Origin of the sequence: Photobacterium satsumensis (genome assembly GCF_050336935.1) — a bacterium.
Taxonomy (GTDB): domain Bacteria; phylum Pseudomonadota; class Gammaproteobacteria; order Enterobacterales; family Vibrionaceae; genus Photobacterium; species Photobacterium satsumensis.
In genome coordinates this window covers 2,257,583-2,283,195 of sequence record NZ_JAKJSK010000006.1, presented here as the reverse complement: position 1 = coordinate 2,283,195, position 25,613 = coordinate 2,257,583, and the positions used below count along the sequence as shown (strand labels likewise).

22 protein-coding genes, 2 tRNA genes and 1 riboswitch are annotated in these 25,613 nt (G+C 48.7%); of the genes, 10 read left to right on the top strand and 14 right to left on the bottom strand.

Annotated elements, in window-relative coordinates:
- Positions 1-52 precede the first annotated feature (52 nt).
- Positions 53-628: a dioxygenase family protein gene (locus tag L4D79_RS10305; protein ID WP_428650898.1), complete on the bottom strand. Its 576-nt coding sequence runs from the start codon at positions 626-628 to the stop codon at positions 53-55.
- 110 nt (positions 629-738) lie between these two features.
- Here L4D79_RS10305 and L4D79_RS10300 point away from each other — a divergent pair, with 110 nt between their 5' ends.
- Both L4D79_RS10300 and L4D79_RS10295 read left to right on the top strand, forming a co-directional pair.
- Positions 739-1,101, top strand: a complete 363-nt coding sequence (locus L4D79_RS10300; protein WP_428650895.1) for a hypothetical protein — start codon at positions 739-741, stop codon at positions 1,099-1,101.
- Between the two features lie 128 nt (positions 1,102-1,229).
- Positions 1,230-2,402: an iron-containing alcohol dehydrogenase gene (locus tag L4D79_RS10295; RefSeq protein WP_428650892.1), complete on the top strand. Its 1,173-nt coding sequence runs from the start codon at positions 1,230-1,232 to the stop codon at positions 2,400-2,402.
- 334 nt (positions 2,403-2,736) lie between these two features.
- On the opposite strand, the gene L4D79_RS10290 is transcribed toward L4D79_RS10295, so the two are convergent.
- The 3 genes from L4D79_RS10290 to L4D79_RS10280 all read right to left on the bottom strand — a co-directional run bounded on the left by L4D79_RS10290 (position 2,737) and on the right by L4D79_RS10280 (position 3,518).
- A tRNA-Asp gene (locus L4D79_RS10290) sits at positions 2,737-2,813 on the bottom strand.
- A gap of 41 nt (positions 2,814-2,854) precedes the next feature.
- A tRNA-Ser gene (locus L4D79_RS10285) sits at positions 2,855-2,945 on the bottom strand.
- A 129-nt stretch (positions 2,946-3,074) separates the two neighbouring features.
- Positions 3,075-3,518 carry an NUDIX domain-containing protein gene (locus L4D79_RS10280; protein WP_428650889.1) on the bottom strand — a complete coding sequence of 148 codons (444 nt, stop codon included), beginning with the start codon at positions 3,516-3,518 and terminating at the stop codon, positions 3,075-3,077.
- A 174-nt stretch (positions 3,519-3,692) separates the two neighbouring features.
- Here L4D79_RS10280 and L4D79_RS10275 point away from each other — a divergent pair, with 174 nt between their 5' ends.
- Positions 3,693-4,817: a M14 family metallopeptidase gene (locus L4D79_RS10275; RefSeq protein WP_428650887.1), complete on the top strand. Its 1,125-nt coding sequence runs from the start codon at positions 3,693-3,695 to the stop codon at positions 4,815-4,817.
- Positions 4,818-4,909: 92 nt separating this feature from the next.
- Here the strand turns inward: L4D79_RS10275 and L4D79_RS10270 are convergent, their stop codons facing one another.
- Complete coding sequence (locus L4D79_RS10270) at positions 4,910-5,341, bottom strand: ecotin family protein (RefSeq protein WP_428650884.1); 432 nt, start codon at positions 5,339-5,341, stop codon at positions 4,910-4,912.
- 190 nt (positions 5,342-5,531) lie between these two features.
- Positions 5,532-7,445 carry a BCCT family transporter gene (locus L4D79_RS10265; protein ID WP_428650881.1) on the bottom strand — a complete coding sequence of 638 codons (1,914 nt, stop codon included), beginning with the start codon at positions 7,443-7,445 and terminating at the stop codon, positions 5,532-5,534.
- A gap of 187 nt (positions 7,446-7,632) precedes the next feature.
- Positions 7,633-7,803, top strand: a riboswitch (Lysine riboswitch).
- A gap of 83 nt (positions 7,804-7,886) precedes the next feature.
- Between L4D79_RS10265 and L4D79_RS10260 the strand changes: the two genes are divergently transcribed.
- Positions 7,887-9,473: a Na+/H+ antiporter NhaC family protein gene (locus L4D79_RS10260; protein WP_428650878.1), complete on the top strand. Its 1,587-nt coding sequence runs from the start codon at positions 7,887-7,889 to the stop codon at positions 9,471-9,473.
- An 86-nt stretch (positions 9,474-9,559) separates the two neighbouring features.
- Here the strand turns inward: L4D79_RS10260 and L4D79_RS10255 are convergent, their stop codons facing one another.
- Positions 9,560-10,273: a 3-keto-alpha-glucoside-1,2-lyase-like domain-containing protein gene (locus L4D79_RS10255; RefSeq protein WP_428650876.1), complete on the bottom strand. Its 714-nt coding sequence runs from the start codon at positions 10,271-10,273 to the stop codon at positions 9,560-9,562.
- A gap of 287 nt (positions 10,274-10,560) precedes the next feature.
- On the opposite strand from L4D79_RS10255, the gene L4D79_RS10250 reads away from it, so the two are divergent.
- Positions 10,561-11,475 (top strand): D-alanine--D-alanine ligase, encoded by a 915-nt coding sequence (locus L4D79_RS10250; protein ID WP_428650873.1) that lies wholly within the window; start codon positions 10,561-10,563, stop codon positions 11,473-11,475.
- A gap of 72 nt (positions 11,476-11,547) precedes the next feature.
- Here L4D79_RS10250 and L4D79_RS10245 read toward each other — a convergent pair whose 3' ends face one another.
- Entirely contained in the window at positions 11,548-12,450 is a 903-nt protein-coding gene (locus L4D79_RS10245) for a LysR family transcriptional regulator (protein ID WP_428650870.1), read from the bottom strand.
- Positions 12,451-12,560: 110 nt separating this feature from the next.
- Between L4D79_RS10245 and L4D79_RS10240 the strand changes: the two genes are divergently transcribed.
- Entirely contained in the window at positions 12,561-13,172 is a 612-nt protein-coding gene (locus L4D79_RS10240; RefSeq protein ID WP_428650867.1) for a LysE family translocator, read from the top strand.
- A gap of 117 nt (positions 13,173-13,289) precedes the next feature.
- On the opposite strand, the gene L4D79_RS10235 is transcribed toward L4D79_RS10240, so the two are convergent.
- The 3 genes from L4D79_RS10235 to L4D79_RS10225 form a co-directional block, all read right to left on the bottom strand.
- Positions 13,290-14,720, bottom strand: coding sequence for a 6-phospho-beta-glucosidase (locus L4D79_RS10235; RefSeq protein ID WP_428650865.1), 1,431 nt, complete (start codon positions 14,718-14,720; stop codon positions 13,290-13,292).
- Between the two features lie 98 nt (positions 14,721-14,818).
- Entirely contained in the window at positions 14,819-16,306 is a 1,488-nt protein-coding gene (gene ascF / locus L4D79_RS10230) for a PTS cellobiose/arbutin/salicin transporter subunit IIBC (RefSeq protein WP_428650862.1), read from the bottom strand.
- Between the two features lie 126 nt (positions 16,307-16,432).
- Positions 16,433-17,050, bottom strand: coding sequence for a bifunctional 4-hydroxy-2-oxoglutarate aldolase/2-dehydro-3-deoxy-phosphogluconate aldolase (locus L4D79_RS10225; RefSeq protein ID WP_428650859.1), 618 nt, complete (start codon positions 17,048-17,050; stop codon positions 16,433-16,435).
- Positions 17,051-17,263: 213 nt separating this feature from the next.
- Between L4D79_RS10225 and L4D79_RS10220 the strand changes: the two genes are divergently transcribed.
- Positions 17,264-17,803 carry a gluconokinase gene (locus tag L4D79_RS10220; protein ID WP_428650857.1) on the top strand — a complete coding sequence of 180 codons (540 nt, stop codon included), beginning with the start codon at positions 17,264-17,266 and terminating at the stop codon, positions 17,801-17,803.
- Positions 17,800-19,596: a phosphogluconate dehydratase gene (gene edd / locus L4D79_RS10215; protein ID WP_428650855.1), complete on the top strand. Its 1,797-nt coding sequence runs from the start codon at positions 17,800-17,802 to the stop codon at positions 19,594-19,596. The genes L4D79_RS10220 and edd overlap by 4 nt, the downstream gene beginning before the upstream one ends.
- A gap of 94 nt (positions 19,597-19,690) precedes the next feature.
- Here the strand turns inward: edd and L4D79_RS10210 are convergent, their stop codons facing one another.
- From L4D79_RS10210 to L4D79_RS10200, 3 genes are all read right to left on the bottom strand, one after another.
- A complete protein-coding gene (locus L4D79_RS10210) occupies positions 19,691-20,698 on the bottom strand; it encodes a substrate-binding domain-containing protein (RefSeq protein ID WP_428650853.1) in 1,008 nt (335 codons plus the stop codon).
- Between the two features lie 175 nt (positions 20,699-20,873).
- Positions 20,874-22,214: an ethylbenzene dehydrogenase-related protein gene (locus tag L4D79_RS10205; RefSeq protein ID WP_428650851.1), complete on the bottom strand. Its 1,341-nt coding sequence runs from the start codon at positions 22,212-22,214 to the stop codon at positions 20,874-20,876.
- A complete protein-coding gene (locus tag L4D79_RS10200) occupies positions 22,207-22,740 on the bottom strand; it encodes a cytochrome b (protein WP_428650848.1) in 534 nt (177 codons plus the stop codon). Before L4D79_RS10200 ends, L4D79_RS10205 begins: the two co-directional genes overlap by 8 nt.
- Positions 22,741-23,395: 655 nt before the next feature.
- On the opposite strand from L4D79_RS10200, the gene L4D79_RS10195 reads away from it, so the two are divergent.
- Together L4D79_RS10195 and L4D79_RS10190 are read left to right on the top strand one after the other, a co-directional pair.
- On the top strand, positions 23,396-24,031 hold the full coding sequence (locus L4D79_RS10195; RefSeq protein WP_428650845.1) for an alternative oxidase: 636 nt from the start codon (positions 23,396-23,398) through the stop codon (positions 24,029-24,031).
- Between the two features lie 205 nt (positions 24,032-24,236).
- Positions 24,237-25,568 (top strand): aspartate aminotransferase family protein, encoded by a 1,332-nt coding sequence (locus L4D79_RS10190; protein WP_428650842.1) that lies wholly within the window; start codon positions 24,237-24,239, stop codon positions 25,566-25,568.
- Positions 25,569-25,613 lie beyond the last annotated feature (45 nt).

The window sequence follows — 25,613 nt, the reverse complement described above, 5'->3', positions numbered from 1 at the left end:
AGCCCGACTGCTCACAATAGCATCACCTTTCCAGATTTTGAGAGATAACCGCTCAAATCGCGACAATAAAATCAAATTCACCGACAACGTCACTCGATAAGACTTTGGGTTCAAACTGAAGATACTGGCGCTCTCGCCCTCCCCACCACTCATTACCGGTTTGTCCTTTAAGGTAGAGTTGGGTAGTCAGTAGCTCTTTGGCCCCTCGCCAAAGCTTTACATGAATATGTGGCGGCCGGCCGGTATAAGGCACAGGGTGTATCGTGCGAAACTGATATTGGCCTTCCTTATCCGTTTCTACTGCACCAAAGCCAGCAAAATGGCGGTCAAATTCTTGGTTATTCGGCTGCTGCGGGTGATCGTATATCCCTTCACCGTCGCACTGCCAAATTTCTATCTTGATGCCAGATAGCGGCTGCCCTTGAGCGTCCAATATGCGCCCCAGCAACGCTATCGGCTTTCCAGCTAAACCTTGCTCCTGCAAAATCAAGTTTGCTCTCATCGGAATGGGCACTACCGGATAGAATGGTCCTTCAGCCTGTGACGGAGTGGCTGTATAAGGTTGTTTTGCCCAAATAGGTTTCACGAACAGCATCGACCACAATGCCAAAAAGTGCCGTCTCTTCATCGCTTTTTTCCCTAAGCTGACTTACTTACAGTGTGGCAGCCAATGAAGAAATTCGCAGTGCATTCACCTTCAGCCTGTGCCACGATAATAAAAAACAGATAGGAAAAAAGATGCCACTCTCTCAAGCCACATTAATCATACCCGCCCACATGCTGCCCGGTGGCATAGCTCCAATCGCGCATGAATTTGGCTTTGAGCATGTCGAAAAACAACGCTTAGACCACGGTGAGACTATCGCTTTGACTCAGTTTGCCTTCCACTCTCCCCTGACCGAGCATAGCGAATCGGATACCGGTAAAATCTTCGATAGTGCTACCAAGCATTTTCTCTGGCACCTTGCCAAAGGAACCCCCTATCAAATTACCAAGTCATTCAGCGATGGCAGCCAAAGTACCAAAAGTTACCTATATCGTAACAACAGGCTGACTGCGCAAGTTTGTCCTTTGGCAGAACTGTTAGCCAATAGCCAATAGCCAATAGCCAATAGCCAATAGCCAATAAGCATATGGCATCATATTTTTGCTTAACTATGAAGCACATCCCATACACGCATAGTCAAACCTGATTATAATTCAAACACGTGTTTAAAAGGATGTTTACTATGTTGCTCTACAAAACAGTTGTCGGAATCAATAAACAGCTCAACAAATTAATTACGATTCCGTTCCCCCAACTGGAAATGGGTGCCGATAGCGTGGCCAATGCGGGTGCCTTAATGGCCTCGAAAGGGGCACAAAAGGTGCTAATCGTTACCGATGCGATGATTCACTCCCTCGGCTTAACAGCTTCACTTTGCGACTCACTAAAAGCACAAGGCATTGAGTTTGTCATCTATGACGAGGTCAAACCCAACCCGACCATCGCCAATGTGGCGGTGGGCGCAGATTTGTTCAGAGATCAACAATGCAATGCCATTATTGCTATAGGCGGGGGATCGCCGATTGATTGTGCCAAGGCCATTGGAGCAAAAGTGGTGCGGGACAAGCCTGTGCGAAAACTGGCTGGAAAATTGAAGATCAGGAAGAAATTGCCACCATTTATGGCCATTCCGACAACGGCAGGCACAGGCTCAGAAGCAACTGTCGCTGCAGTAGTGTCTGATCCGAGCGCACGGGAGAAGTTTGCGATTGTCGATCCGGCGATACTGCCTGACTTTGCGCTTATCGATCCCAAACTCATGATAGGCCTACCAAAGCCCATTACCGCTGCAACCGGTATGGATGCACTGACTCACGCTGTTGAATCATTCATTGGCACCTACCACACCCCGCTGACCGATAAGTATGCCACCCAGGCGACTGAGAAGATCTTCGTTCATTTAACCGCCGCTTTTGAGGATGGGAATAATCTAGAGGCCAGAGAGCAAATGGCTATCGCCTCTTATGAAGCCGGCTGTGCGTTCACCCGAGCCTACGTCGGCTATGTCCATGCCTTCGCCCATCAGCTCGGAGGCATGTACAACATCCCCCATGGCCTTGCTAATGCCGTGTTGTTGCCCAAAGTATTGAGCTTATTGAAACCTTACTGTGAGCAGCGGTTAGCTTTACTTGCCGAAGTGATCGGACTTAACACCGCAGAGGAGTTTATCGAAGCGGTCAGCAACCTTAACACTCAACTGGAAATCCCGACCTCTTTCCCTGAGCTAAAAGAAAATGAGATCCCGTTGATCACCAAACGCGCGCTTGCCGAAGCCCACGGTACCTACCCAGTCCCTGGATACCTTAACCAGCAGCAAGGTGAGGCGCTACTCGCTCAGTTTCTTGAGCAATCCTAGCCCTACTGATTGGGATTAACCTCCGAGACAACGAAGCCTCGTCAGAAATGACGAGGCTTCGTTGTAGTGACGGAACGGCGGGGACGCCTAGTTCGGGCTTGCGCACCACCGGGGACGCGACCGTCTGGGACTCATCAGTCCGTAGGACTGACGCAAAATTCAACACATACAAAAAAGGCCCAGTCTTTCGACTGAGCCTTCAGTGTAGTGGCGGAACGGCGGGGACGCCTAGTTCGGGCTGGCGCTCCAGCGGGACTCATCAGTTCGTTGAACTGACGCCCATATCAAACGCATACAAAAAAGCCCCGTCATTTCTGACGAGGCTTCGTTGTAGTGGCGGAGCGGACGGGACTCGAACCCGCGACCCCCGGCGTGACAGGCCGGTATTCTAACCAACTGAACTACCGCTCCAATTCTTTGTAAAGCTCAACCTTGGTCAAACTTTTAGAATGTGGCGGAGAGATAGGGATTTGAACCCTAGATACGCTACAAACGTATGCCGGTTTTCAAGACCGGTGCTTTCAACCACTCAGCCATCTCTCCGTAAGTGCGGCGTATATTATAAAGCTTACTGGCCTGTGTAAACCCCTAAAACGCTCGTTTGCTCACACATTATACAAACAAGGCCAAATAACTCAGTTAAAGTACACAAATTCTCAAAATAGAGAGCAATCACACTGATTTTTGTTGGATTCCTGAACCCCAAAATGCTTGTTCAGGTGTTTGATCCTGTTTCACCAGTGAGCGAAGAGACTCAGGAAATAGGTTCCATTGGCCAATTTCTCCACAAGGTACCCAGAAAAACTCAAGATGGGCTTCGTTCGAGACCACTGGCAACCGGTAAGATAAGGTTGTTTCAACATCAAAGAGCAGGTTTATCTCTGCTTGGGGCTGATCATCGAGCAACCACTCATTTTCTGCCGCCCCGACAAAAGCCCCAACATTGGCTTCAATCGACGCTTCCTCGCTCAGCTCCCGCGCCAAGGCAGCCGGTGCTGACTCACCAAACTCGATGTGTCCGCCGGGCAAGAACGTCATAGTATCGCCAATCGCCCTGACCAAAAGAATATGATCACCATCGCGGATCAAGCCACGAGCAACATAATGAAAAGCCACTTTATCTTCCTATCCGTTATTTTTATGGTCATGTTACCCCAGTGCTGTCTTTCGCACCGAAGTTTTGAAATGCCTCCCATAAGCTTATAAAAGCTCTGTAACAGTTATTTGCTTCAGAAAGGCTATAGTTATTGCTAACCTCTTTTCACCTCAACAAACATAAGATTGATAACAATGAAAATTTTCAGCAATTTCGAAAGTGGTAACATCCATATCGTCAGTGCCGATTCACCAGACAACATCCAACTGACTATCCCAGCCGATAACCAATCAGACATCTCGCAGTGGTTCCATTTCCGACTGGAAAGCCAGCCGCAGCAGCAACATCAGTTTTCAATCTTAAACCTAGCAAAATCCGCCTATCCTGAAGGGTGGCAGGACTATGATGTGGTTGCCTCTTATGATCGGGAAGAGTGGTTCCGTATCCCTGCCGAGTTTGATGGTGACACCCTGAGCTTTAAGGTGGTTCCGGAATACGGCTCGATGTATTTCGCTTACTTCGCTCCATTCAGCTATGACCGCCACCAAGATTTATTACACCAGGCCCAAACCCAATTCAACTGCAAACTGGAAACCCTTGGTGCAACTTTAGATGGCAACGATATGAGCTTGCTAAAGATTGGTGAGCCGTCGGATGGGAAGAAAAACATCTGGATCATTGGCCGCCAGCACCCTGGTGAAACCATGGCTGAGTGGTTTATCGAAGGTCTATTGCAGCGTCTGCTTGACGATACCGATACCGTTGCCAAAGCGCTACTCGATAAAGCCGTCTTCCATATCGTACCTAACATGAACCCGGATGGCAGTATCCGCGGCCACCTGCGCACCAATGCCATTGGCGTCAACCTCAACCGTGAGTGGCAAGCCCCATCGATGGAGAAAAGCCCTGAAGTTTTCCTCGTTCGTGAACGTATGCTAGAAACTGGCGTAGATATGTTCCTCGACATCCATGGTGACGAGGCGATTCCGTATAACTTTGTGGCAGGCAGCGAGGGGATCCCATCATACAACGAGCGTCACGCCGCGTTGGAAAATGCCTTCAAGGCAGCCCTATTGACCATCACCCCTGAGTTTCAGGTGGCACACGGCTACGACAAAGACGAGCCGGGCAAAGCCAACCTGACCATTGGCTCTAACTGGGTAGCAGAACAGTTCAAGTGCCTGTCTTACACTATCGAGATGCCATTTAAGGATCACATTAGCCATCCTGATGAGTTCTACGGTTGGTCACCAGAGCGTAGTGTCGCTTTCGGACAGGATGTGTTGGCTGCCGTGAGATCGGTAATCGATCAAATCTAATAACTTCTGGCAGATATAAAAATGCCGAGTCATTGTGACTCGGCATAATCAATTGGCAAATGGGAGCATGAACGCTTCAAGCCCAAATCGCTTTAATTCATTGGAGCCCAAACAGTGTGCTCAACCTCTACATCATCCTGAGCATAGATAACCAAAGGAAGTTTTGAGTTATAACGCAACAAATCGCTATGGAACTGCAAGTTTTGATCTGATGCTTCTTTTTCACATGCCATCATGGTGCTGGCATAGTTAGTTTGCTTTTCCAATACGTAGTATGAGTATCCCCACCCTTCCAATGAGCGTCGTTCAATATCCATCGGAAGTGCTTTGATGTTGCAATCAACATTCATCACACTGTTAGCGATAATTTGCACTCGGCGGGTTTGGTTTTCGTTCTCAACCGCATCAAGCTGGATGACATGCTTGGTAAAGCCTGGCATTTCAGGGAACATATCTGCATTGTCAGCTGCCAGTACATGTGGTGCTGCCATCAGCAATACGGCGCCCAGGAGTGATTTTTTCATTGTTATACCTATCATGTTGAGATTGGCTTAGTATTGTCACTATACCCTGAACCCTTGCTGTTTAGGTCAGCAGGGAGTTAAAAGAACCAAGTTTAATTTCAGGGCATCATCGACTAATGAGAATTAAAGATAAACTGCCAGCACAGCATATATGAGCATACAAGCGGAACTGGCAAGCTACACACCTCGATTAAGCCTCTTGCTCCACCATTGCTTCAAGACGGTTTCGCATCAGCTCATCAAAGACCTTTCGGGCTTCCTGCGCTTCTTCCGAAGCCGCTAGCTTGTTCTCTTTGGCAGTCATGGCATCGTCCATCAACTGCTGCAGTTGATCCAGTCGTTCTTGCGGTGCTTCGCTGAGTTCGAAGGCAGAGTCGCCATTCGCCATTGCTTCGGCACGCATCTTTTTCTTCAACTTCCACACTTTATACAGGGCTTCACGCTCTGCTTCTGCGGCGGCCATCGCAATGTCTTTCAGCTCGTCAAACTTCGTCAGGGCCATCCCTTCTTTCGACCAAGGGTCAACATCTGGCAGCTCCTCGATATTGATCACCGGATCTTCATAACCTTCCTGATGGGTCAGATCGAGCTTCGCCGCCTTCACTGCCGATATCATCAGCATCACAGCAATAACCAGCAGCGGTAAACCGCCAACAATGGCTGCGGTCTGCAACGTCGACAGCCCCCCCATAAACAACAATACCGATGGCATAAATGACAATGCAAAAGCCCAGAACAGACGGTTCCAGCGCATCGGGTCTTCAGTCACATTGTTCTGTACCACCGATGCCAAGATATAAGAGATCGAGTCGAACGTGGTTGCCGTGAAAATTAAACACAATAGCGTGAACGCGGCAATAACCGCTGTGCTGTAAGGCAGTTGCTCAAGAATTGAGAAAATGGCCTTAGTCGCCCCTTCACTATTGAGGATACCAACGACATCTAGAGCACCAGACAACTGCAATGACAGACCGTAGTTACCCAAAATCATGAAGAACAAGAAGCAGCCCATCGAGCCAAAGAAGATCGACCCCGTTACCATTTGCTTGATTGTACGGCCACGTGAAATCCTGGCTACAAACAACCCCATACTCGGTGCGAACACCAGCCACCACGCCCAATAGAAAATGGTCCAATCCTGCGGGAAATGGGTATTCTCAAACGAGCCATAGCCACCGAAAGGCTCGGCCCATGTTGCCATCACAAAGAAATTCGACAGCATACGGCCCAGTGAATCAAGCCCTGTTTCCAGCATGAAAATGGTTGGGCCTGAAATCAACACAAAGGCCAATAAACCAAGCGCGCCCCAGAAGTTGATATTACTGAGGAATTTGATCCCTTTTTCCATCCCGGCATAAGCCGAATAGGCAAATATCGCGGTACAAAGCATCAAAACAATAATCTGGGTCACGGTATCTTTTGGTACACCAAACAGGTAGTTGGCACCTTCTGTGATCAAGGGGGCAGCGAGGCCAAGGGTTGTCGCACCACCACCGAGCAGACCAAAGATAAACAACACATCAATGACTTTACCCAACCAACCATAACTACGGGCTTCACCAATGACTGGCATCAACGCCGCTGATACCTTCAGTACTGGCTGCTTACGGACATAAAAGAAATACGCAATCGGCAAGGCTGGCACCAAGTAGATGGACCAAGCAATCGGCCCCCAATGGAACAAACCGTAGGTTGCGGCCCAGCGAACCGCCTCTTCACTCCCCGGCTCAAGCTGGAACGGAGGCGCTTGGTAATAATACGCCCACTCTATCGTTCCCCAGTACAAGATACTGGCACCGATCCCCCCACAGAACAGCATCGCTGCCCATGAAGCCGTGGTAAATTCAGGCTTTTCATCAGGATCACCCAATTTGATTTGGCCGATGTCGGAAAAAACGATGTAAATCATAAAGAAAAATGCAGCGACACCGAGCGACAAATATAGGAACCCTAATTTGTCAGTCATAAACGTTTTGGCGATAGCAATCCATTCAGCACCTTGTACTGGAAACAGCAGCAAAGGCACCACAACCGAGATCAACATGCCCAGCGCCCCGAAGAAGGTGGGTTTATCGATCAATTCAAAGTGTTTGCGAGAAAACACGGTAGCTCCTTAAGATTAAATCCCTGTAATGGGTAACTGAGATAATCCGAGAAAAGGGCCTAACGCTTCAAACCAACATTCTAATGAACACGATGAAAAAAGCTGATTATTAGCTGACATAATTATTCAGCCGTATATAATGTTCGACTTATCACCTAATTCCAGTAGGATTGACGGTGATATTCCCTAAATCAGTAGAGGCGCGCTGCCTAAGAGTAACCGAGCAGAGGGTGATACCTGTGAAGCCGGAGAAAGGAGTCAGCGCCGAAGTGACTGCAGCTATCAACTCAGTCGCTGGGTCTGTGTCAAATAGGCACAGAACTGCCATAGTATTTACCTATGGAGCGCTACCTGAAGGGGTAACAAGTCATACCTTTCTGCGTCTTAGTTACACTTCCTTTCGGTAGATCTCCACCTTTAAGTTGTAGGTGTGATGAGATCATGAACCTTGTAGATTTTTCGGACTCGCTAATGTCCGTTGTCCCAGCCATGCTGGCTGTTATCCTTGCAGTCACTACTAGGCGGGTTTTGCTTTCCCTTGGCTCAGGTATCTTTGCCGGTGCCATGATGCTAAACCAATATTCACCGCTTGAGTCACTGCAGTACCTGGTTGAAAAAGTGCTGGCGATTGTCTGGGTTGATGGTGCACTGAATGGTGACAACGTCAACATGATCATCTTCATGCTGCTGCTTGGTGCGCTGATCAGCTTGATGAGCGTATCCGGTGCAACCCAAGCGTTTGCCGACTGGGCAGCGGTACGCTGTAAAGATCGCCGCAGTGCCAAGTCCCTCACCGGTTTGATGGTCTTTATCTTCTTCATCGATGACTTCTTCCACAGCCTATCTGTAGGGGCAATCTGTCGTCCGGTTACCGACCGTTTCAACATTTCACGTGCAAAATTGGCCTACCTGCTTGATTCAACCGCGGCACCGGTTTGTGTACTGATGCCTATCTCGTCATGGGGTGCCTACATCATCGCCTTGGTGGGCGGTATCATGGTGGCGCACGGCGTGACAGATCAGAGCCCAATCTCGGCCTTTGTCGAGATGATGCCAATGAACCTGTATGCGGTCTTCACTTTGGTCATGGTGCTGTGCGTTATTGCTTTCCAACTTGATATCGGTCCAATGCGCAAGCATGAGAAATGGGCGCTAGAAGGCAAACTATGGGATGAGTCCAAAGGCAAGCCTGCAGGTTTGGAGGTTGAGGTACCTGAATCTGCCAAAGGCGGCATGATCGACATGGTATTGCCCATCCTAACCCTAACGATGGCGACGGTATTTTTCATGGTGCAATCTGGCGCTGATGTACTTGCCGCTAATGGCGAGGCCTTCAGCGTGATCGGTTCATTTGAAAACACCGATGTCGGCTCATCACTGGTATACGGTGCGATCTGTAGCCTTGTGGTTTCTATTGCCCTAGCCCTGCGTTTGAAACTTGGCAAAGATTCTTGGATGAAAGCGGCACCACAAGGCATTTCAGCGATGATGCCCGCTATTGTGATCTTGTTCTTTGCTTGGACGATCGGTTCAGTTGTCCGTGACATGCAAACCGGTATTTACCTGGCTTCTATGTCAAACGGAAACCTGCCTGTTGAGCTGCTTCCAGCGGTTGTCTTCCTACTGTCTTGTGCCATGGCATTTGCGACCGGGACCAGCTGGGGTACCTTCGGTATCATGCTACCACTCGCCGGTGATATTGCCGCTGCCAGTGACATTGCACTCCTACTTCCTATGCTGTCTGCTGTGTTGGCAGGTGCGGTATTTGGTGATCACAGCTCACCAATTTCAAGCACCAGTATCCTGTCGGCGACCGGTGCAGGCTGTCACCATATGGACCATGTAATGACCCAGCTACCTTACGCATGCTCGGTCGCGTTCGGTGCCCTACTGGGTTACCTCGCCATCGGTTACACCCATTCAGCTTGGGCAGGTGTTGCCGTTAGTAGCCTCTGGTTCTTAGCCTTCTGTGCCTTTGCGGTTCGCAAAAGCAAGCCCGTTATGGCTGCCGAGCCTGTGACTGGCTAACACAGCACCTCAATACGATTACCAAAAGAGCAAGGCCATGGGCCTTGCTCTTTGTTTATCAGCCGATCTTTGTCTCTTTGCTGCGCTTACTGGCTGTGCTTGATTTTCAAGTCAGAGAAATAGGCATTGTTACCCGGCTGGGTGATAAGCCCTATCACCCCTTTGTGTTCCGAGCCATGGAACAGCCGATCCACCACCAGCACCTTCTCTCCATCAATATAAAAAATAGCTTGGTTATTGTTTATCTCAGCCGTCAATTTAAACCACTGACCGGGACGAATGTTAGCGGCGCTTTCATATTGGCCCGGAGCGGTTTCCCTGAGCACATCTCCTGAGTGATCAGGGTAGGAGAAATATTGAATCGTTAATTCACGCTGTGTTTCATCTTCTGACACCGCATTAACAGGACGTAAGTAAACCCCTTCGTACTCTGACATATCTTCACTCACCCGAAAGACAATACCAACGAAGCCAGTGGCCGACTCCTGTTGCGGCTCACCTGCCATCAATAGCTCAATGGTGCCGTCACGGAATGGAAGTGTCTGCAAAGCAAGATAGGTACAATTGTCACAGCCCCCCTGCGCCAGTGACTTATGCTCCGGTAACACTGACACGTGTATGCCTTTTTGGCCGTGGTAATCGACCACTTCAGCTTTAACACCTTCAGCAACCGTATTATCCAAGGTGTCCAACGGGAAATTTTCAAAGTCTAATGCCGTTGCAACATTCGCAAACAGTCCTATGCACAACGTTATTGCCCACATACCGAATGGCTTTGCCGACCTTTTCTGCCTGTTCATAGCCCACTACCTAGCTGGATGTTTATTTCAAGTTAGCTGAAAAGAAATCCATCCTTTGCTCAAAAATAAGACAACATTCTCTGTGTTAAAAATAAAGTCCGGCTCAACATCAGACTTTCAATACACACCCGCCCAGTATAATATGCACCTCATTACAATAAGCCACTAAACGCTATACAAGCAATTTTATATCACTATTTATAGTGATTATTTAGAGTAAAAAATCGTCGGCGCTTCATCTTTTAACGATCATTTTTATACAACAGAGCTGAATCGGAACAACAACAATGAGAATTGGAATTATATACGGCGGAGATTCAAGTGAGCGTGCAGTCTCATTAAAATCGGGCAATTGCATTGCAGAGGCCGTTGAGTCGCTGGGGCATGAAGCTATCAAGATTGATCCACGCCATATTGATATCACCTTGCAGGGCTTCTTTAACCTCGACAAAGTGTTCATTGCTCTTCATGGCGGCATGGGAGAAAGCGGGCATATCCAAGCCCTGCTAGACTTACTAAAAATCCCCTACACAGGCAGTGGACTGCTTGCTTCATCAATCTCCCTCAACAAATTAAAAACCAAAGAAATTTGGCGCTCTAATGGCCTTCGAACCGCTGATTGGATCAAGGTAAACAAACACATTCCAACCGATACCATCAAAGCAACATTGGCAGATCTTACCTACCCAGTGGTGGTCAAGCCATTGAATCAAGGTTGCAGTATCGGTGTATCAAAGGCTTCGTCACCTGATGAGCTCTTCAAAGCGTTGATTGATGCCTTTGAGTATGACGATGACATCCTAGTCGAGCAATTTATCACCGGCAGAGAGTACACCTGCGCCATCCTTGATGGTAAAGCCCTGCCTGCAGTGCAAATCAAGTCAGATACGTTTTTTGACTGGGATGCCAAGTTCGGTGATCAAACGGCGACGTATCACTGCCCATCAGACTTAACCGATGAGCAGGAAAAAAAAATGCAGGAAGCCGCTCTGGCCGCCTATAAAACCTTGGGATGCCGAGGCTGGGGCCGTGTTGATACGTTCTTGGATGACAACGGAAAAGTCTGGCTAATTGAGATGAATACCGTACCGGGTATGACCACCCGTAGCGTGTTCCCGATGGCGGCGAAGCAAGCAGGCCTAAACTTTGAAGAGACTATCGCCGCACTACTCGATAGTGCGACGTTTGATGACGTGAAATAACTTCTCGTTTCAATCTTCTGCCCTATTCCATGCAGGTTACCATGGCCATGCATGGAATAGGGCTGGCATACATCAGAAAGCCATTCCACTAAGGCCATTAGCTTCACCTTCTGTCGGTACGCAACCCGACAAGCTCCCGACAAGCCATTGAGTAAAGCGATATTCCAAATCGCTTGGGGTGCGTTTTTGGGATAGCAAAACATATTTGTGGCCTGACGGCATAAAGCCAAACGGTGCAATCAAGTTGCCTCGCTTCAAGTCATCGACAACTAATGGGTATGATCCTAGCGCCCCTCCCAAGCCGTCTACCGCCGCTTGGAAACAGAAGTAAAAATGCGCGAAGGTTTGGTTACTGCAGCCCTCCAGCTCATTCCGACCTGAACGGGTGGCCCAATCTTCCCAAGCTGAACGCCTTGTCTGGCTGTGCAACAACCTTATACAAGAAAAATCATGCCGCACCTGCTGCCAATAATCAGGCGAGAATACCGGCCCTACCCATTCATCCACCAATGCTACCTTGTTATAGTCATGCTCGACCTTGAAATCATCGCGACGAATTGCCAGCGATAATCCCGTAGCCCCGAGCGTTACCGCTCCGCCGGCCGTCGACAGGCGAATATCGGCCCCCTCGGCTTCTTCGTGGAAACCTGACAGGCGAGGCATCAGCCAGCGCATGGTTAACGTTGGCTCGCAAGATATTTCCAAATACTGCTGCTGACTTTGCTTCAGCTGGCTTACACCATCCTCTAGGGCGGCAAACGCGGTGTGGGTATATTGCTTGAGCAACTCGCCCTCCTGGGTCAGATAGAGGTGGCGGCCTTGTTTATAAAACAACGCTTGGCCCAAGTACCCTTCCAACACTTTTACCTGCTTACTGACCGCACCATGGGTGATATTGAGCCGATTCGCCGCTTCGCTGAAACTGGCAGACGACGCTGCTACATGGAAAATATGAAATGCCTTTAAATGCCGCATATGTGAATTTTTCTCACGGGTACTAGGAGACTTTTTCGATTATAACGAGCACAAGTCTACTCTACAATCAAGGCTATTCAATTTGCAATCATGGTGTAACAGGAGTCGATGTGGAATTATTCAGCTTAGCCTTACTCGGTATTTTAATCGTTATCAGCCCAGGAGCTGACTTTGTTTTAGTCTTAAAGAACAGTATAGGAAAAGGAAGACAGGCCGGATTATGGACAGCAGCGGGGATCAGCGCCGCTATCTTCGTCCACATTAGCTACTCCATGCTAGGGATGAGTTACCTAATCTCACAGAATGAGGTACTGTTCAATGCCATTCGATATGCAGGCTCTGGTTACTTGATTTACCTCGGGATAAAAGGCCTGATGACAGCTAATGAAGGCTTGGCAAAGATTGAAACGGAGACCTCAGAGGCCAGCGCAAGCCGCTTTTTCCTCCAAGGTTTTCTCTGCAACGTCCTTAACCCGAAAACGATGCTGTTCTTCTTGAGTATTTTCAGTCAACTGGTCGCCCCAGACAGCGCCGAGAATGGCCAAGCTTTGGCGTATGGTGGCTACATGGTCGGGCTACACGGGATCTGGTTCTGCCTAGTGGCAATTATATTTACCTCAGCATCACTACAATCAACGATGCAACGATTGAAAAAACGGCTAAACCAAGCCTGTGGCGCCGGATTGATTGCCTTTGGTAGCCTGCTCGCTTTCCAGTCGTAAGTAGCCTAAAAGTCACTTGGATATATAAACAAAAAAGCCGGTAAGCCCCAAAAGGGCCTTACCGGCAAACTGTCAGAGTTTCCCCTCAGACAACAGAACACATTAATTCATTCGTAATTAATCTAGATCTTCGCCATTGCTCACAATGACTTTCTTATACCAGTAGAAGGATTTTTTGGGGGTACGATCCAAACTACCGTTGCCTTCGTTATCGCGATCTACATAGATAAAGCCATAACGTTTGCTCATTTCACCGGTTGAGGCAGCCACAAGATCAATACAGCCCCATGGCGTGTAGCCCATCAACGGCACCCCATCAGCAATCGCGTCTTTCATCGCTTCGATGTGCGAGCGCAGGTAATCAATACGGTAGTCATCATTGATCTCACCGTTCTCATCTACCGTGTCTTTTGCACCCAGTCCATTTTCAACAAGGAATAGAGGCTTTTGGTAACGGTCATACAGCGAGTTCATGGTAATGCGCAGGCCAAGTGGGTCAATCACCCAGCCCCAGTCACTGGCATCCAAGTGCGGGTTCTTAATCGACTTCACCACGTTTGCTGCGCTGGTATTGCCATCGTTCATATCGGCAGAGGCACAGCGAGAAGCGTAGTAACTAAAGGAAATGAAATCGACGGTATTTTTTAGGATTTCGTAATCTTCTTCATGGATATCCAGCTTCACCCCTTTCTCATCAAACACCTTCTGGGCATAGGACGGGTAGTAACCACGTGACTGCACATCAATAAAAAACAGGTTTTCGCGATCTTTCTGCATCGCCGTAAACACATCTTCCGGCTTGCATGAATATGGATAAAACTGACCGCCCGCCAACATACAACCTACTTGATTTTCCGGGTTGATCTCATGAGCAATCTTGGTAACCAATGCACTGGCAACCAACTCATGGTGAGCCGCTTGGTACTTCACCTGATCGTGGTTTTCGCCTTCCTGGAACAAGATACCTGCACCAGAAAAAGGGCTAGCCAGCAAGATATTGATTTCGTTGAACGTCAGCCAGTATTTCACCAGGCCATCAAAGGCTTCGAAACAGGTGCGGGCATAGCGCTCGAAGAACGAGATCATCTTGCGGTTACGCCAAGAGCCATATTCATCAACCAGATGCATAGGCACGTCAAAGTGGCAAAGGGTGACCAGCGGTTCGATACCGTATTTATTACACTCTTCAAATACAGAGCGGTAAAAGTCGATGCCCGCCTGGTTTGGGGTTTCCTCATCACCATTCGGGAAGATACGCGCCCATGCAATCGACATGCGGAAAACCTTGAAGCCCATCTCGGCCAGCATCGCGATGTCTTCTTTGTAGCGGTGATAGAAATCAATAGCCTGATGGCTTGGGTAGAACTCGTCCGAATCAAGTTCAACCGAATCAACCTGACCCAGTTTTACCGGCATCCGGTTTTCACCGTAAGGGATCATATCTACAGTCGTTAGTCCCTTGCCGCCTTCACGGTAAGCACCTTCAGATTGGTTAGCCGCAATCGCGCCGCCCCACAGAAACCCTTCCGGGAATGTAATATCAGACATGGTTTGCCTCTTGTTTTTTGCTAATTACCGTACGTACCGCGATTTGTTGCAAAGCCACCTCGGTAAGAGGTGGCTCATTTTTTATGCGTTAGAGAACACTAAGCCGTCGCTGGTTTTGCTGGGGCCAGTGCATCAACTTCTTTTGCTTCTTCTTTCGCCGACTCTTTTGCAGCTGTTGGGTTTGATTCATCCTCATCGTTAGGAATATCTTCAAAGCCAAGAACAAGTGTCAGGACAAAAGAGAGAACAACAGATAGCGCCATCAGACCCAGCACCCACACGAGGCTCATCGGGTCGTTCACATCGATAAACTGGACACTGGTGAACAAGCTTGGTGCCGCCATTGAGTGGCTCGCAATTCCGGCCATACCCGCAAGGCCACCAACGATAAAGCCGGTGATCAGCGTTGCAATCAGAGGACGTTTCAGACGAACAAGCACACCGTAAAGTGCAGGTTCAGAGATACCGGCCATCAGTGCTGATGCACCCGCCGCCATCGACGTTTGTTTAAGCGCAATGTTTTTGGTCTTCCAAGCAACAGCCAAACACGCACCGCCCATACCGATGTTTGCACCGATTTCTGACGGCATTACCATGCCCTCGGTACCTGTTTCAGCAATAGTTTGGATAATTGTTGGCGTAAATACGCGGTGCATACCGGTAAGTACCAATAGAGGCCACAGTGCGCCCATGATAGCTACGGCCAGTGGACCTAGTGCGCCGTGAATCGAATAGACAAGCGTAGAAATTGCAGTACCGATCCAGATACCCATTGGACCTACTAGCAAGATACCAACCGGCGCGGCAATCAATACAATCAGCATTGGTTTCAAGAAGTTCTTCGTTACAGCAGGCGTGATGCTATCAACCCAACGTTCAATGTACGATTGAATCCAGGTCATGATCAGAACTGGGATTACAGTGTAGGTATAACGAACCGATGTCACTGGGATACCGAACAGCTCTACTGCACGGCCGTCAGCAGCCTGTGCCATCAGGTCGATAAAGTTTGGGTGTACCAGCACACCAGCAATACCAATTGCCAGTGACATATTGGTTTTAAATTTAATCGCAGCCGATGCCGCTACCATAATAGGGAGGAAGAAGAAGGCACCGTCACCAATAGTGTTCAGTAGGATAATGGTTGAGTGATCGGGCTCGTAGATATTGAACATCAATAGCAGCATTGCGGCAAGTTTCACCATCGAGCCACCGATAATAGCAGGGATCAGTGGTGACATAGTGCCAACCAATGCATCCAGCATTTTTGCACCAATCACTTTAGGTGTTAGCTTTACCTTTGGTGCCGGTGTGTCGTCAGAAGAAGCGCCATCAAAGTTACATAGCTTCATCACTTCTTTGTAGGCAGCAGCCACATTGTTACCAATGATAACCTGACACTGCTCACCATTGTGCACGATGCCCATCACACCCTTCACGCCTTTCAAGGCTGCGGCATCCACTTTCGCTTCATCTTTCAGAACAAAACGTAGGCGAGTCATGCAGTGCGTCAGTGCGACAACATTGTTTGCTCCCCCCAATTTCTCGACAACCGAGCGGGCTACCGCGCTGTAATCATTAGACATCTTCTCAACTCCTGCGTGTACGGAGAATAGTTGGCTTGCGTAATATGCGGCCTATTCCCCAATAAAATGCGTTAAATGTCACCCGATAAAATGTAAATACTGGTGACCAATAATTTGTTATTTTGCTTACTGGTTGATTTCACTCACCAGTTGACCAATGGCTTGCCAGTCACCTTGGTCAATTAAATTATTCGGTACCATCCAGGTGCCGCCACAGGCGATCACTTTTTCAAGTGCCAGATAGTCAGCCACGTTGGCAGGGCTAATACCGCCAGTAGGCATAAACTCAACCGGATAAACCGCCGATAGCGCTTTTAGCATGCCAATACCACCAGAAGGCTCCGCCGGGAAGAACTTCAGTGTTTTCAAACCAAGCGACATCGCCTGTTCAACCAGACTCGGGTTGTTCACTCCCGGGATAACAGCAATACCTCTCTGCTGGCAATAAGCCACAGTCGCCGGATTCAGCCCCGGGCTCACAATAAAGTCAGCACCGGCTTCGACAGCTTGGTCAACTTGCTCGGGAGTCAATACCGTACCAGCACCAATAAGCATTTCAGGATAGGCATCGCGCATCAGACGGATTGACTCGGCCGCCGCTTCAGTACGAAACGTAACTTCTGCGCACGGTAACCCGTTTTCTACCAACACCTTCGCCAATGGCTGTGCTTTGCCCGCATCCTTGATCGCAATAACCGGTACCACCTTCATCGCACTCAGTTTGCTTTCGATTGTTTGTTCCATTTCTCTCCCCTCTCCATGGCACAGCCCGCTCTCTAAAACCGGAACAAATGTGTTGCTGTGCAGAACATGGTGTTTGATGAATTCTTGATTCAGTGGTTCACAACCATTCAAGTTACGGGTAACATGTTACCAATAACATTCGTAAAATAAACCCGATTTTGAAGATCATCTGAAAAATGAGATCCAGATCAGAAAAAGATTCAAGGAGCTTACATGGTGGGGAAAAGCATCATTGTGATGGGGGTATCTGCATCAGGGAAAAGTACTATTGGTTATGAGCTTGCCCAGCGTATTGGCGGTAAGTTTATCGATGGTGATGACCTGCATCCGAAAGCCAACATTCTGAAAATGGCCGAGGGCAAGCCATTAAACGATCAAGACCGCGAGCCTTGGCTAGAGCGGATCCGTGATGCTGCTTTCAGCATCGAAAGCAAGAACGAAACAGGTGTGATTGTCTGTTCGGCATTGAAAAAATGTTACCGGGAACAGATCCGCGAAGGGAATATCAACTTGGCCTTTCTGTATCTCTCTGGCTCACAGGAGGTGATCCTTGAGCGCATTCGCCTACGGCAGGGCCACTTCATGAAAGAAAACATGATCGCCAGCCAATTTGCTGTCCTTGAGACACCGGTTGATGAGGCTGATGTGATCACCGTCGATATCGACCAAAGCATTGAAGCCATTCTGGATAACGCCGTAGCCGCGCTGACAGAACAAACAACAACGGCAACGTCTCTGGAGATCACCGCATGATCCACCCAACCATCACCCTAATCACCGAACGTATCAAAGCACGAAGCCAAGCACTTCGTGCCAGTTTTGAAACCAAGACCACACAACAAGCAGAGCAAGGAAAGGGGCGGGCCAGCCTATCATGCGGCAACCTCGCTCATGCGGTAGCCGCATCCTGCGAGCAAGAGAAAGGGCACATTCTGGACTTTACCCGCGCCAACCTTGCCATTGTCTCGTCTTACAATGACATGCTAAGTGCCCACCAGCTCTATAAAAACTACCCAGACCACATTAAAGCAACGCTCAAGTCGCTCGGGCATACCGCCCAAGTGGCGGGGTGTGTACCGGCAATGTGTGATGGTGTCACCCAGGGCCAGCCAGGCATGGACATGTCACTGTTCTCACGTGACTTAATTGCCCAATCTACGGCTTTCTCACTTAGCCACAATGTGTTTGATGCCACTTTGCTACTGGGTATCTGCGATAAAATTGCCCCAGGGCAGCTGATGGGAGCGTTGAGCTACGCCCACCTGCCTACCGCGTTTATTCCTGCGGGCCCGATGCCAACCGGGATCACCAACGACAAGAAGGTCGCAGTGCGCCAGCAATACGTGGCCGGCGAAGTCGGCAAAGATGCGCTGCTAAAAATGGAATGCCAAGCCTATCATTCAGGCGGCACCTGTACGTTCTATGGCACCGCCAATACCAACCAGTTGGTATTCGAGGCGATGGGCTTGATGCTGCCGGGCTCAGCGTTTGTCCCACCTAACACCGAACTACGCACGGCGATGACCGAACACGCCAGCCTTGCTCTGGCGGCAATGACAGCCGATTCACCTAACTACCGCCCGTTGCTTGATGTCTTTACCGCTGAGAACTTGGTCAATGGTCTGGTGGCCTTGCTCGCTTCTGGCGGCAGTACCAACCACACTATCCATATGCTCGCTATCGCCCGTGCCGGCGGCCTGCTGTTAACTTGGGACGATCTCAGCGAGCTGTCGGACATCGTGCCGCTGCTTGCCAAGATGTACCCGAATGGCCCAGCAGATATCAACGCCTTCGAGCAAGCTGGCGGTGTACCGGCAATGATGAAAGAGCTCAATGCGCTTGGCCTACTCAACAACCAAGTAAAAACCGTGTTCGGGGAGTTTAACGACCAGCTCAAGCAGCCAGCGCTGCAAGATGGCAAATTGATTTGGCAAGACAGTGAAGGTAGCCAAAACAGTGATGTCATTGCTGTATCTGGTCAAGCTTTCAACCGCACTGGTGGCACAAAAGTGCTGAAAGGCAATTTGGGCCAGGCTGTCATTAAGGTTTCTGCCGTAAAGCAAGAGCACCAGTTCATTGAAGCGCCAGCGAAAGTCTTCCGTTGCCAGCATGCCGTTGAAGCCGCTTATCAAGCCGGTGAGCTTAACCAAGATTGTATCGTGGTCGTCAGCCACAATGGTCCAGCCGCCAACGGGATGCCAGAACTGCACAAGCTGATGCCAATCCTCGGAAACATTCAAAAGGCAGGTCACAAAGTTGCTCTGGTGACGGATGGTCGCTTATCCGGTGCTTCAGGCAAGATCCCAGCGGCAATCCATGTATCACCAGAAGCACTGCGCGGCGGTGCCATCGGAATGATCAATGATGGTGATATCGTGAAACTCGATTGCCAAACCGGGCAGCTGGAAGCCGCCGTCGATTTTGAGCAGCGCCAAGTGGTCCAATTAGACACAGAAGCTAGCCAAATCACCTGGGGCCGGGATATCTTTAAGGTAATGCGGGAAAATGTCGGCAGTGCCGATGAGGGTGCGAGCTTCTTGTTCTAAGCCACTTGGCAAACGCCATAAACGCATAAAGGGAGCACGGTGATCACCAGTGCTCCCTTTATTATAAAAGACCAGTTACTACACGCCCCGGGATTTAAAGGCTTTCCCCACGGCTGATGGTAAAGCCCATATCAAACACATTTCGTTCACTGCGCTTACCTTCAAGCGCCTGGAGCAGCAACTCCGCACTCTTTTCACCGATTTGGTAACGCGGTGTATAAATACTGGTCAAGCGTGGGGTAATGGCCTGACCGATATCCAGCGCGTTGTAACCGACGACACTAATGCTCTGCGGCACCGGAATGCCCCGTTCGTTGCAGGCCAAAATGGTCCCGATCGCAATATCATCATTGGTACAGAATACGCCATCCAATTCAGGGCATTCGGCCAAAGCACGGCTCAATAGCTCCCCACCAAGGGTAAAGCTAGAGTGCTCATGGGTCAGGATGTGGTATTTCTCCAGACCAGCTTCGTCCATCGCCTTGTTATAACCTTCCATACGAAGCTTGGTACGGGTATCCAAGCGCGCACCAAAGTAGGCAATATGACGTTTGCCTTTATCGAGCATGGTTTTAACCGCAGTGTACGAGGCGTTGATGTGATCCAACCCTACCACCATATCAACCGGGCTGCTTGGTAACTCCATCGCTTCTACCACCGGTACCCCAGCGGTTTTGATCATCTGCAAGGTCCGATCGGTATGGGAAGTCCCAGTAAGAATTAAACCATCAACCTGATAAGAAAGCAGAGAGGCGATCTTACGCTCTTCGACTTCTTCATCGTAACTAAAGTGAGCAATCAAAATCTCATACCCGTTAGCATTGGTCACGGCCTCGATACCCTGGGCAAAGCTAGCGAATACTTGGTTCGATAGCGACGGTAACAATACCCCAATAGCCTTACTGGAAGACTTAGACAGCATGGCCGGTGCGCGATTTTGAATGTATCCCAGCTCTTCCACCACCTCGGCGATCTTGTCCCGAGTTTTAGCAGAAACCGACTCAGGGTTGCGCATATAGCGGCTCACGGTCATTTTGGTGATACCAATGCGGTCGGCAATATCTTGCAGCGTTGGGCGAGCTTTTCGTTGTTCTTGTGTCATAACAATAGGATAGGTTACAGGCCTTCTTAAAATGTTACAGTAACATATCACTTTGCCCCATACCAAAGCAATGATAGGAGAACAGATAACCATGTTGAAGGAAAAATAAAAAAGCCAGCTGGTTTAACCTGCTGGCTTTTATTTTGCTTTGTACCCTGTTCGGGTTGCCTATCCGCTACTGAATGGGAGTAGTTACCACATCACCACTTGCCCCTTCACCGATCCCAACTGTAAATGGGAAGGTAACGTGATGGAATCGTGTCGTCGTCTGACCATCATGGATTGCGATATTGAAATCATATGTCCCGCCGACAGCCATGATCTTGTCATCTTCGGGGTTACCGGTATCAAGCTTGCGTGTAAAGACCACGGTGTACTTGCCATCTTCCCATGTCGAATGTACTTGGTTGTTATCCCCTGCTGATCCGGCACCTTGGCGGTTCAAACGCCCTTGCAAGTACTGCCCTTCTTCAATCTTGCTTGGATCATAAGGCATCACGTTCACCCCTTCGATCATTGCAATATTCTTGCTTAGGTCAGTAAAGTCCTCTTCGTTCAGGGCATAGAAGCCCGTCACAGACTTGTCGTACATGTACTTCGGCAACCCGGTAGAGCGATCCAAGTTCCAGGTAAAGACAGTGGTGCCCGCATCATTCAGTCGATACTCCAAGACATAGCCATCATCTGCGCTGCCTGTTGGTGCCGAGCGGGTCGAACGCCACTGCATCAGATCGACAAACTTGCCGTCCTCTTTTAGCTGGTCAATCTCTTCTCGGGTTTTTACCTTGTCCCAGTTCACACCATACCGCTCGGTACGGGTATCTGGCAGATACTTACGGATATCTTTCTGGTTAAGCCCTTCAAAGCCAATCACATCCAAGGCTTGGACATCGCGCATCGTTGCCGGACCGATATCCCGCATCCCACGGTGGCAAGACATCCAGCACCCCTGCTGGGTAAATTGATCAACGCTGCCGTCATCAATCATGATCGAGAAGCGATCTTCATAAATCGGCGTATAAGGGTTTTTACCTCTGTCACCACCAATCACCGTCCATTTTCCATCCTCTAACAACAAGGTATCATGCATGCGGGCAGGGAACGGTGACTGGGTTTCCCACGTTGCTTTCACATATAAATTTTCGTCATCGTTAGCAAACTGGAACTCGACATCGATAAAGCTTGGTTTATCAGCCATTTTATCCAAGCGATCGTGCTTGATGAGCATCTCTCCCATGCCTTTCTCTTCGCCTTGGTGACAGCTACTACAGGTCTTATTTTCAAAATCACTGCGCAATGTGCCTTTATGCTCTGGCGAGTTGATCCAGTCATAGGTGATCAAACCAGGGAAGAACATGGTTTTTTCAACCACTGGAACCTTATCCCAATGAATATCCGGCTCAACATCATACACACTCATGTTATAAGCATTGGCACTAAATGCTGTACCTGATATTAAAGCGGTGGCTAATGCATAGCGGGTAAAAGTATTCTTAAGTACTGTTTTCTTAAACATTGTTATTTACTCCCATCATGCGAGCCAAGGTGCCGTCTTTTAGCACCAGCTGATGAAAAATGGTGGCGCAGGTGTGCATGGCAATAAGCAGGTAGCAGAGAATTTCCATCATCGAATGTAATTGGTAAGAGAAATCAATCAGGCCTGAGTTACGCTCGGCAAAACCGGGAATGGTAAATAACCCAAATACCACGGTATCTTTGGCCTTGGCCATCGCAATCAATAACCCAGACAATGGCATTGCCAGCGAAATAGCATACATAGCAAAATGCGCGCTATGAGCAATAAATTTCTCTATTTTACTTCCTTGGGCATCAGGCTTACCGGCCCAGTTAATCCAGAGAATGCGGATACCAAATAGCACCAAGACCAATACACCCAGTGACTGGTGCAAATCAAAGCTGAATGAATTCGGAATTGGATCAAATAACATTATTATTAGCGATGCAATAAAAGCGATAGCGGCAACAAGGTGGATCACCTTGCTGGCTGTACTAAAATGCACAACAGGTGCTGAGACTTTCATGGGGACTTCCTATGTGTATATAACAGAAATATGTTCCTTACCTCTTTAGTGTTATTTTAAGGTTTTAGGTTATATACACTTATTGACAGTAATCAATAACCGTTCCGGACAACATATTCCATGGGGTAATTGAATTTGTTCAGTGGTCAATTAAAAGTAAAACGCAATTTAAAATATAATATAAAAAATCCAGATAAATAAAATTCACACCTTTAATTCAATAATGATAAGTAAATTTCACAGCTTGATTTTTGACGCCTTTGTAATGTAACAAAATTTTTCAACACAATATGATAAAACCATATGCCGATGAAAAATAGCGCCGAAATTCACTTGTGGATATGGAATCGCTGTACTTAGCGCTTTTTAAACAACCATTGAGCAGACATGGAAATTGCCGTATCTTTATACTCACAACGTATACCACAAAAAACGTGTTACATGTTCAATAAACACTTTCTTCAGCCTCGTTATGCATTTACCTGCAAATATAATCCTTTCTTTTAAAAGGGTTATTTACACCTGACATAATAACTTACTGAGTTCGAGGCCAGTTGATTGAACGACACAGATGGTTACATGATTATTTTATATATTGTGAAAATATTTTAATTGCCAAGCAATAAAATACATCATAATAAATAGGAGATTCATCATGTCAGACTTCAAGCTTACCCATAAGAGCGCCACCAAAGTCTCGGAGCGTATCGCGTTACTGATTACGCAATTTCTCAAGTTCTCCCTTAACCTCTTCTATGGAAAAAAATATGCAAAAAGAGCAGTGATCCTAGAAACCATTGCCGCGGTACCCGGCATGGTCGCAGGGATGTTCAACCACCTTAAATCACTACGCAGAATGAAAGACGATGAAGGCTGGATCAAAGAGCTGCTTGATGAAGCACAAAATGAACGTATGCACCTAATGATCTTCTTGGATATTGCTAAGCCAAGCTGGATTGAACGAATGCTCGTTTTGCTAGCTCAAGGTGTCTTTATTGTGGTGTACAGCTTTATCTATCTACTGTCATCGCGCATTGCCCACCGAGTAGTCGGCTACTTCGAGGAAGAGGCGTGCAAAAGCTACACTGAGTACCTAGAAAAAATTGATTCAGGTGAAGTGGAAAATACACCGGCTCCAGATCTTGCGATTGACTACTACCAGCTCGCACCTAATGCCAAACTGAGGGACGTGGTAATACGCATCCGTGAAGATGAAGCTGGTCACAGAGACAGGAACCATGGCTTTGCCGATGCTTACGAAAGTAAGACACTGCCAGCCCATCAGAACTAACTCTCCCCACAAGAACAGGCAGCCGCTCATGTGGCTGTCTTTTCTTTCACAAAACCGTCACTGGAAAACGATAGAGCACTTACGCGATTGAGCAATTAAGCCATTACTATTCCTTTTCCTCATACCCCTATAATTTTATTCGTTTGCCCGCCGACCCGTTTCGCCCAACAATCAACTAATCTGTTGATAGGCAAGGAATAGAGTAATGAGCCACGTTTTCCACCGCCACTGCCATACCCCATTACCCACTGTTGTGGGCGGGAATGGCATATACCTTACCGATAGCGAAGGGAAGCAATACCTCGATGGTTGTGGCGGTGCCGCCGTGTCAAACTTAGGCCATAGCCACCAGCGCGTAAAAGCTGCGATTACCCAGCAGCTAGAAAGCATCCCGTATGCCCACTCTGGCTTTTTTACCAGCACTAGCAGTGAGCAACTAGCAGCCCGGATAGCCGATCTCGCCCCAGAGCCATTGAACCACACTTACTTTGTCAGTGGCGGCTCCGAAGCGGTGGAAGCCGCACTGAAAATGGCCCGCCAGTACTTTGTCGAGCAGGGGAAACCACAGAAAAGCCAATTTATCGCGCGGCGACAGAGTTACCACGGCAATACGTTGGGCGCACTCTCGGTGGGCGGCAATGAATGGCGCCGTGAACCTTTCAGGCCAATACTCTCAGCGGCGCACCATATCGCCCCTTGCTACGCCTACCGCGATCAACAAGAGGGAGAGTCAGAGCTCAGCTATAGTCATCGTGTGGCCGATGAACTGGAACAGAAGATCCTTGAGCTTGGTGCAGGCAACGTCATGGCATTCATTGCTGAACCTGTTGTCGGAGCTACCGCAGGAGCACTGCCTGCTACCGAGGGATACTTTAAGCGGATCAGAGAAATATGCGACCGTTATGATGTGCTGTTGATCCTTGACGAAGTCATGTGTGGTATCGGTCGCACAGGCAGCTTCTTCGCGTTCGAGCAAGAAGGGATAATGCCAGACATTGTCACCGTCGCCAAAGGACTGGGAGCCGGCTACCAACCGATAGGCGCCGCGATAGTTCATGACAACATCTACAGAGCGATCGCCGAGGGCTCAGGTTTCTTCCAGCACGGCCACACTTTTATGGGCCACCCAATGGCATGTGCTGCCGCACTAGCAACTATCAATACCATTGTTGAAGACAAGCTGCTCAGTGCCGTCGAGAGACGTGGCGAGCAGCTAAAATCAAAACTCCACGAAGCACTCTGGCCACTGCCTTATATCGGCGATATCCGCGGAAAGGGGCTATTTATCGGTATTGAATTAGTCAGTGATAAGCAGTCGAAGGCGCCGCTTCCAAGCAGTACGCAGGCCCACAAAGCCATACAGTCTGAAGCGATGAAAAACGGGCTGATGTGCTACCCCATGGCAGGCACTATTGACGGCAAAGCCGGCCACCATATTTTGCTGGCCCCACCGTTTATCATCGAAGAGCACCAACTCGACGAACTGGTCAGCAAATTAAAAGCATCGCTGCTCAGTGCTTCGGCACTGTGGATGTAAGCGTTGGCTATGAGCTATGGGCTATGGGCTATGGGCTATGGGCTA

What these genes read in the sequence shown, in the direction of transcription:
- L4D79_RS10250 (WP_428650873.1), top strand. Translation starts at nt 10,561, where the DNA reads ATGAGAATTGGAATTATATACGGCGGAGATTCAAGTGAGCGTGCAGTC.
- L4D79_RS10245 (WP_428650870.1), bottom strand. Translation starts at nt 12,450, where the DNA reads ATGCGGCATTTAAAGGCATTTCATATTTTCCATGTAGCAGCGTCGTCT.
- L4D79_RS10205 (WP_428650851.1), bottom strand. Translation starts at nt 22,214, where the DNA reads ATGTTTAAGAAAACAGTACTTAAGAATACTTTTACCCGCTATGCATTA.
- L4D79_RS10190 (WP_428650842.1), top strand. Translation starts at nt 24,237, where the DNA reads ATGAGCCACGTTTTCCACCGCCACTGCCATACCCCATTACCCACTGTT.
- L4D79_RS10225 (WP_428650859.1), bottom strand. Translation starts at nt 17,050, where the DNA reads ATGGAACAAACAATCGAAAGCAAACTGAGTGCGATGAAGGTGGTACCG.
- L4D79_RS10235 (WP_428650865.1), bottom strand. Translation starts at nt 14,720, where the DNA reads ATGTCTGATATTACATTCCCGGAAGGGTTTCTGTGGGGCGGCGCGATT.
- L4D79_RS10295 (WP_428650892.1), top strand. Translation starts at nt 1,230, where the DNA reads ATGTTGCTCTACAAAACAGTTGTCGGAATCAATAAACAGCTCAACAAA.
- L4D79_RS10200 (WP_428650848.1), bottom strand. Translation starts at nt 22,740, where the DNA reads ATGAAAGTCTCAGCACCTGTTGTGCATTTTAGTACAGCCAGCAAGGTG.
- L4D79_RS10305 (WP_428650898.1), bottom strand. Translation starts at nt 628, where the DNA reads ATGAAGAGACGGCACTTTTTGGCATTGTGGTCGATGCTGTTCGTGAAA.
- edd (WP_428650855.1), top strand. Translation starts at nt 17,800, where the DNA reads ATGATCCACCCAACCATCACCCTAATCACCGAACGTATCAAAGCACGA.
- L4D79_RS10300 (WP_428650895.1), top strand. Translation starts at nt 739, where the DNA reads ATGCCACTCTCTCAAGCCACATTAATCATACCCGCCCACATGCTGCCC.
- L4D79_RS10220 (WP_428650857.1), top strand. Translation starts at nt 17,264, where the DNA reads ATGGTGGGGAAAAGCATCATTGTGATGGGGGTATCTGCATCAGGGAAA.
- L4D79_RS10270 (WP_428650884.1), bottom strand. Translation starts at nt 5,341, where the DNA reads ATGAAAAAATCACTCCTGGGCGCCGTATTGCTGATGGCAGCACCACAT.
- ascF (WP_428650862.1), bottom strand. Translation starts at nt 16,306, where the DNA reads ATGTCTAATGATTACAGCGCGGTAGCCCGCTCGGTTGTCGAGAAATTG.
- L4D79_RS10255 (WP_428650876.1), bottom strand. Translation starts at nt 10,273, where the DNA reads ATGAACAGGCAGAAAAGGTCGGCAAAGCCATTCGGTATGTGGGCAATA.
- L4D79_RS10260 (WP_428650878.1), top strand. Translation starts at nt 7,887, where the DNA reads ATGAACCTTGTAGATTTTTCGGACTCGCTAATGTCCGTTGTCCCAGCC.
- L4D79_RS10195 (WP_428650845.1), top strand. Translation starts at nt 23,396, where the DNA reads ATGTCAGACTTCAAGCTTACCCATAAGAGCGCCACCAAAGTCTCGGAG.
- L4D79_RS10210 (WP_428650853.1), bottom strand. Translation starts at nt 20,698, where the DNA reads ATGACACAAGAACAACGAAAAGCTCGCCCAACGCTGCAAGATATTGCC.
- L4D79_RS10275 (WP_428650887.1), top strand. Translation starts at nt 3,693, where the DNA reads ATGAAAATTTTCAGCAATTTCGAAAGTGGTAACATCCATATCGTCAGT.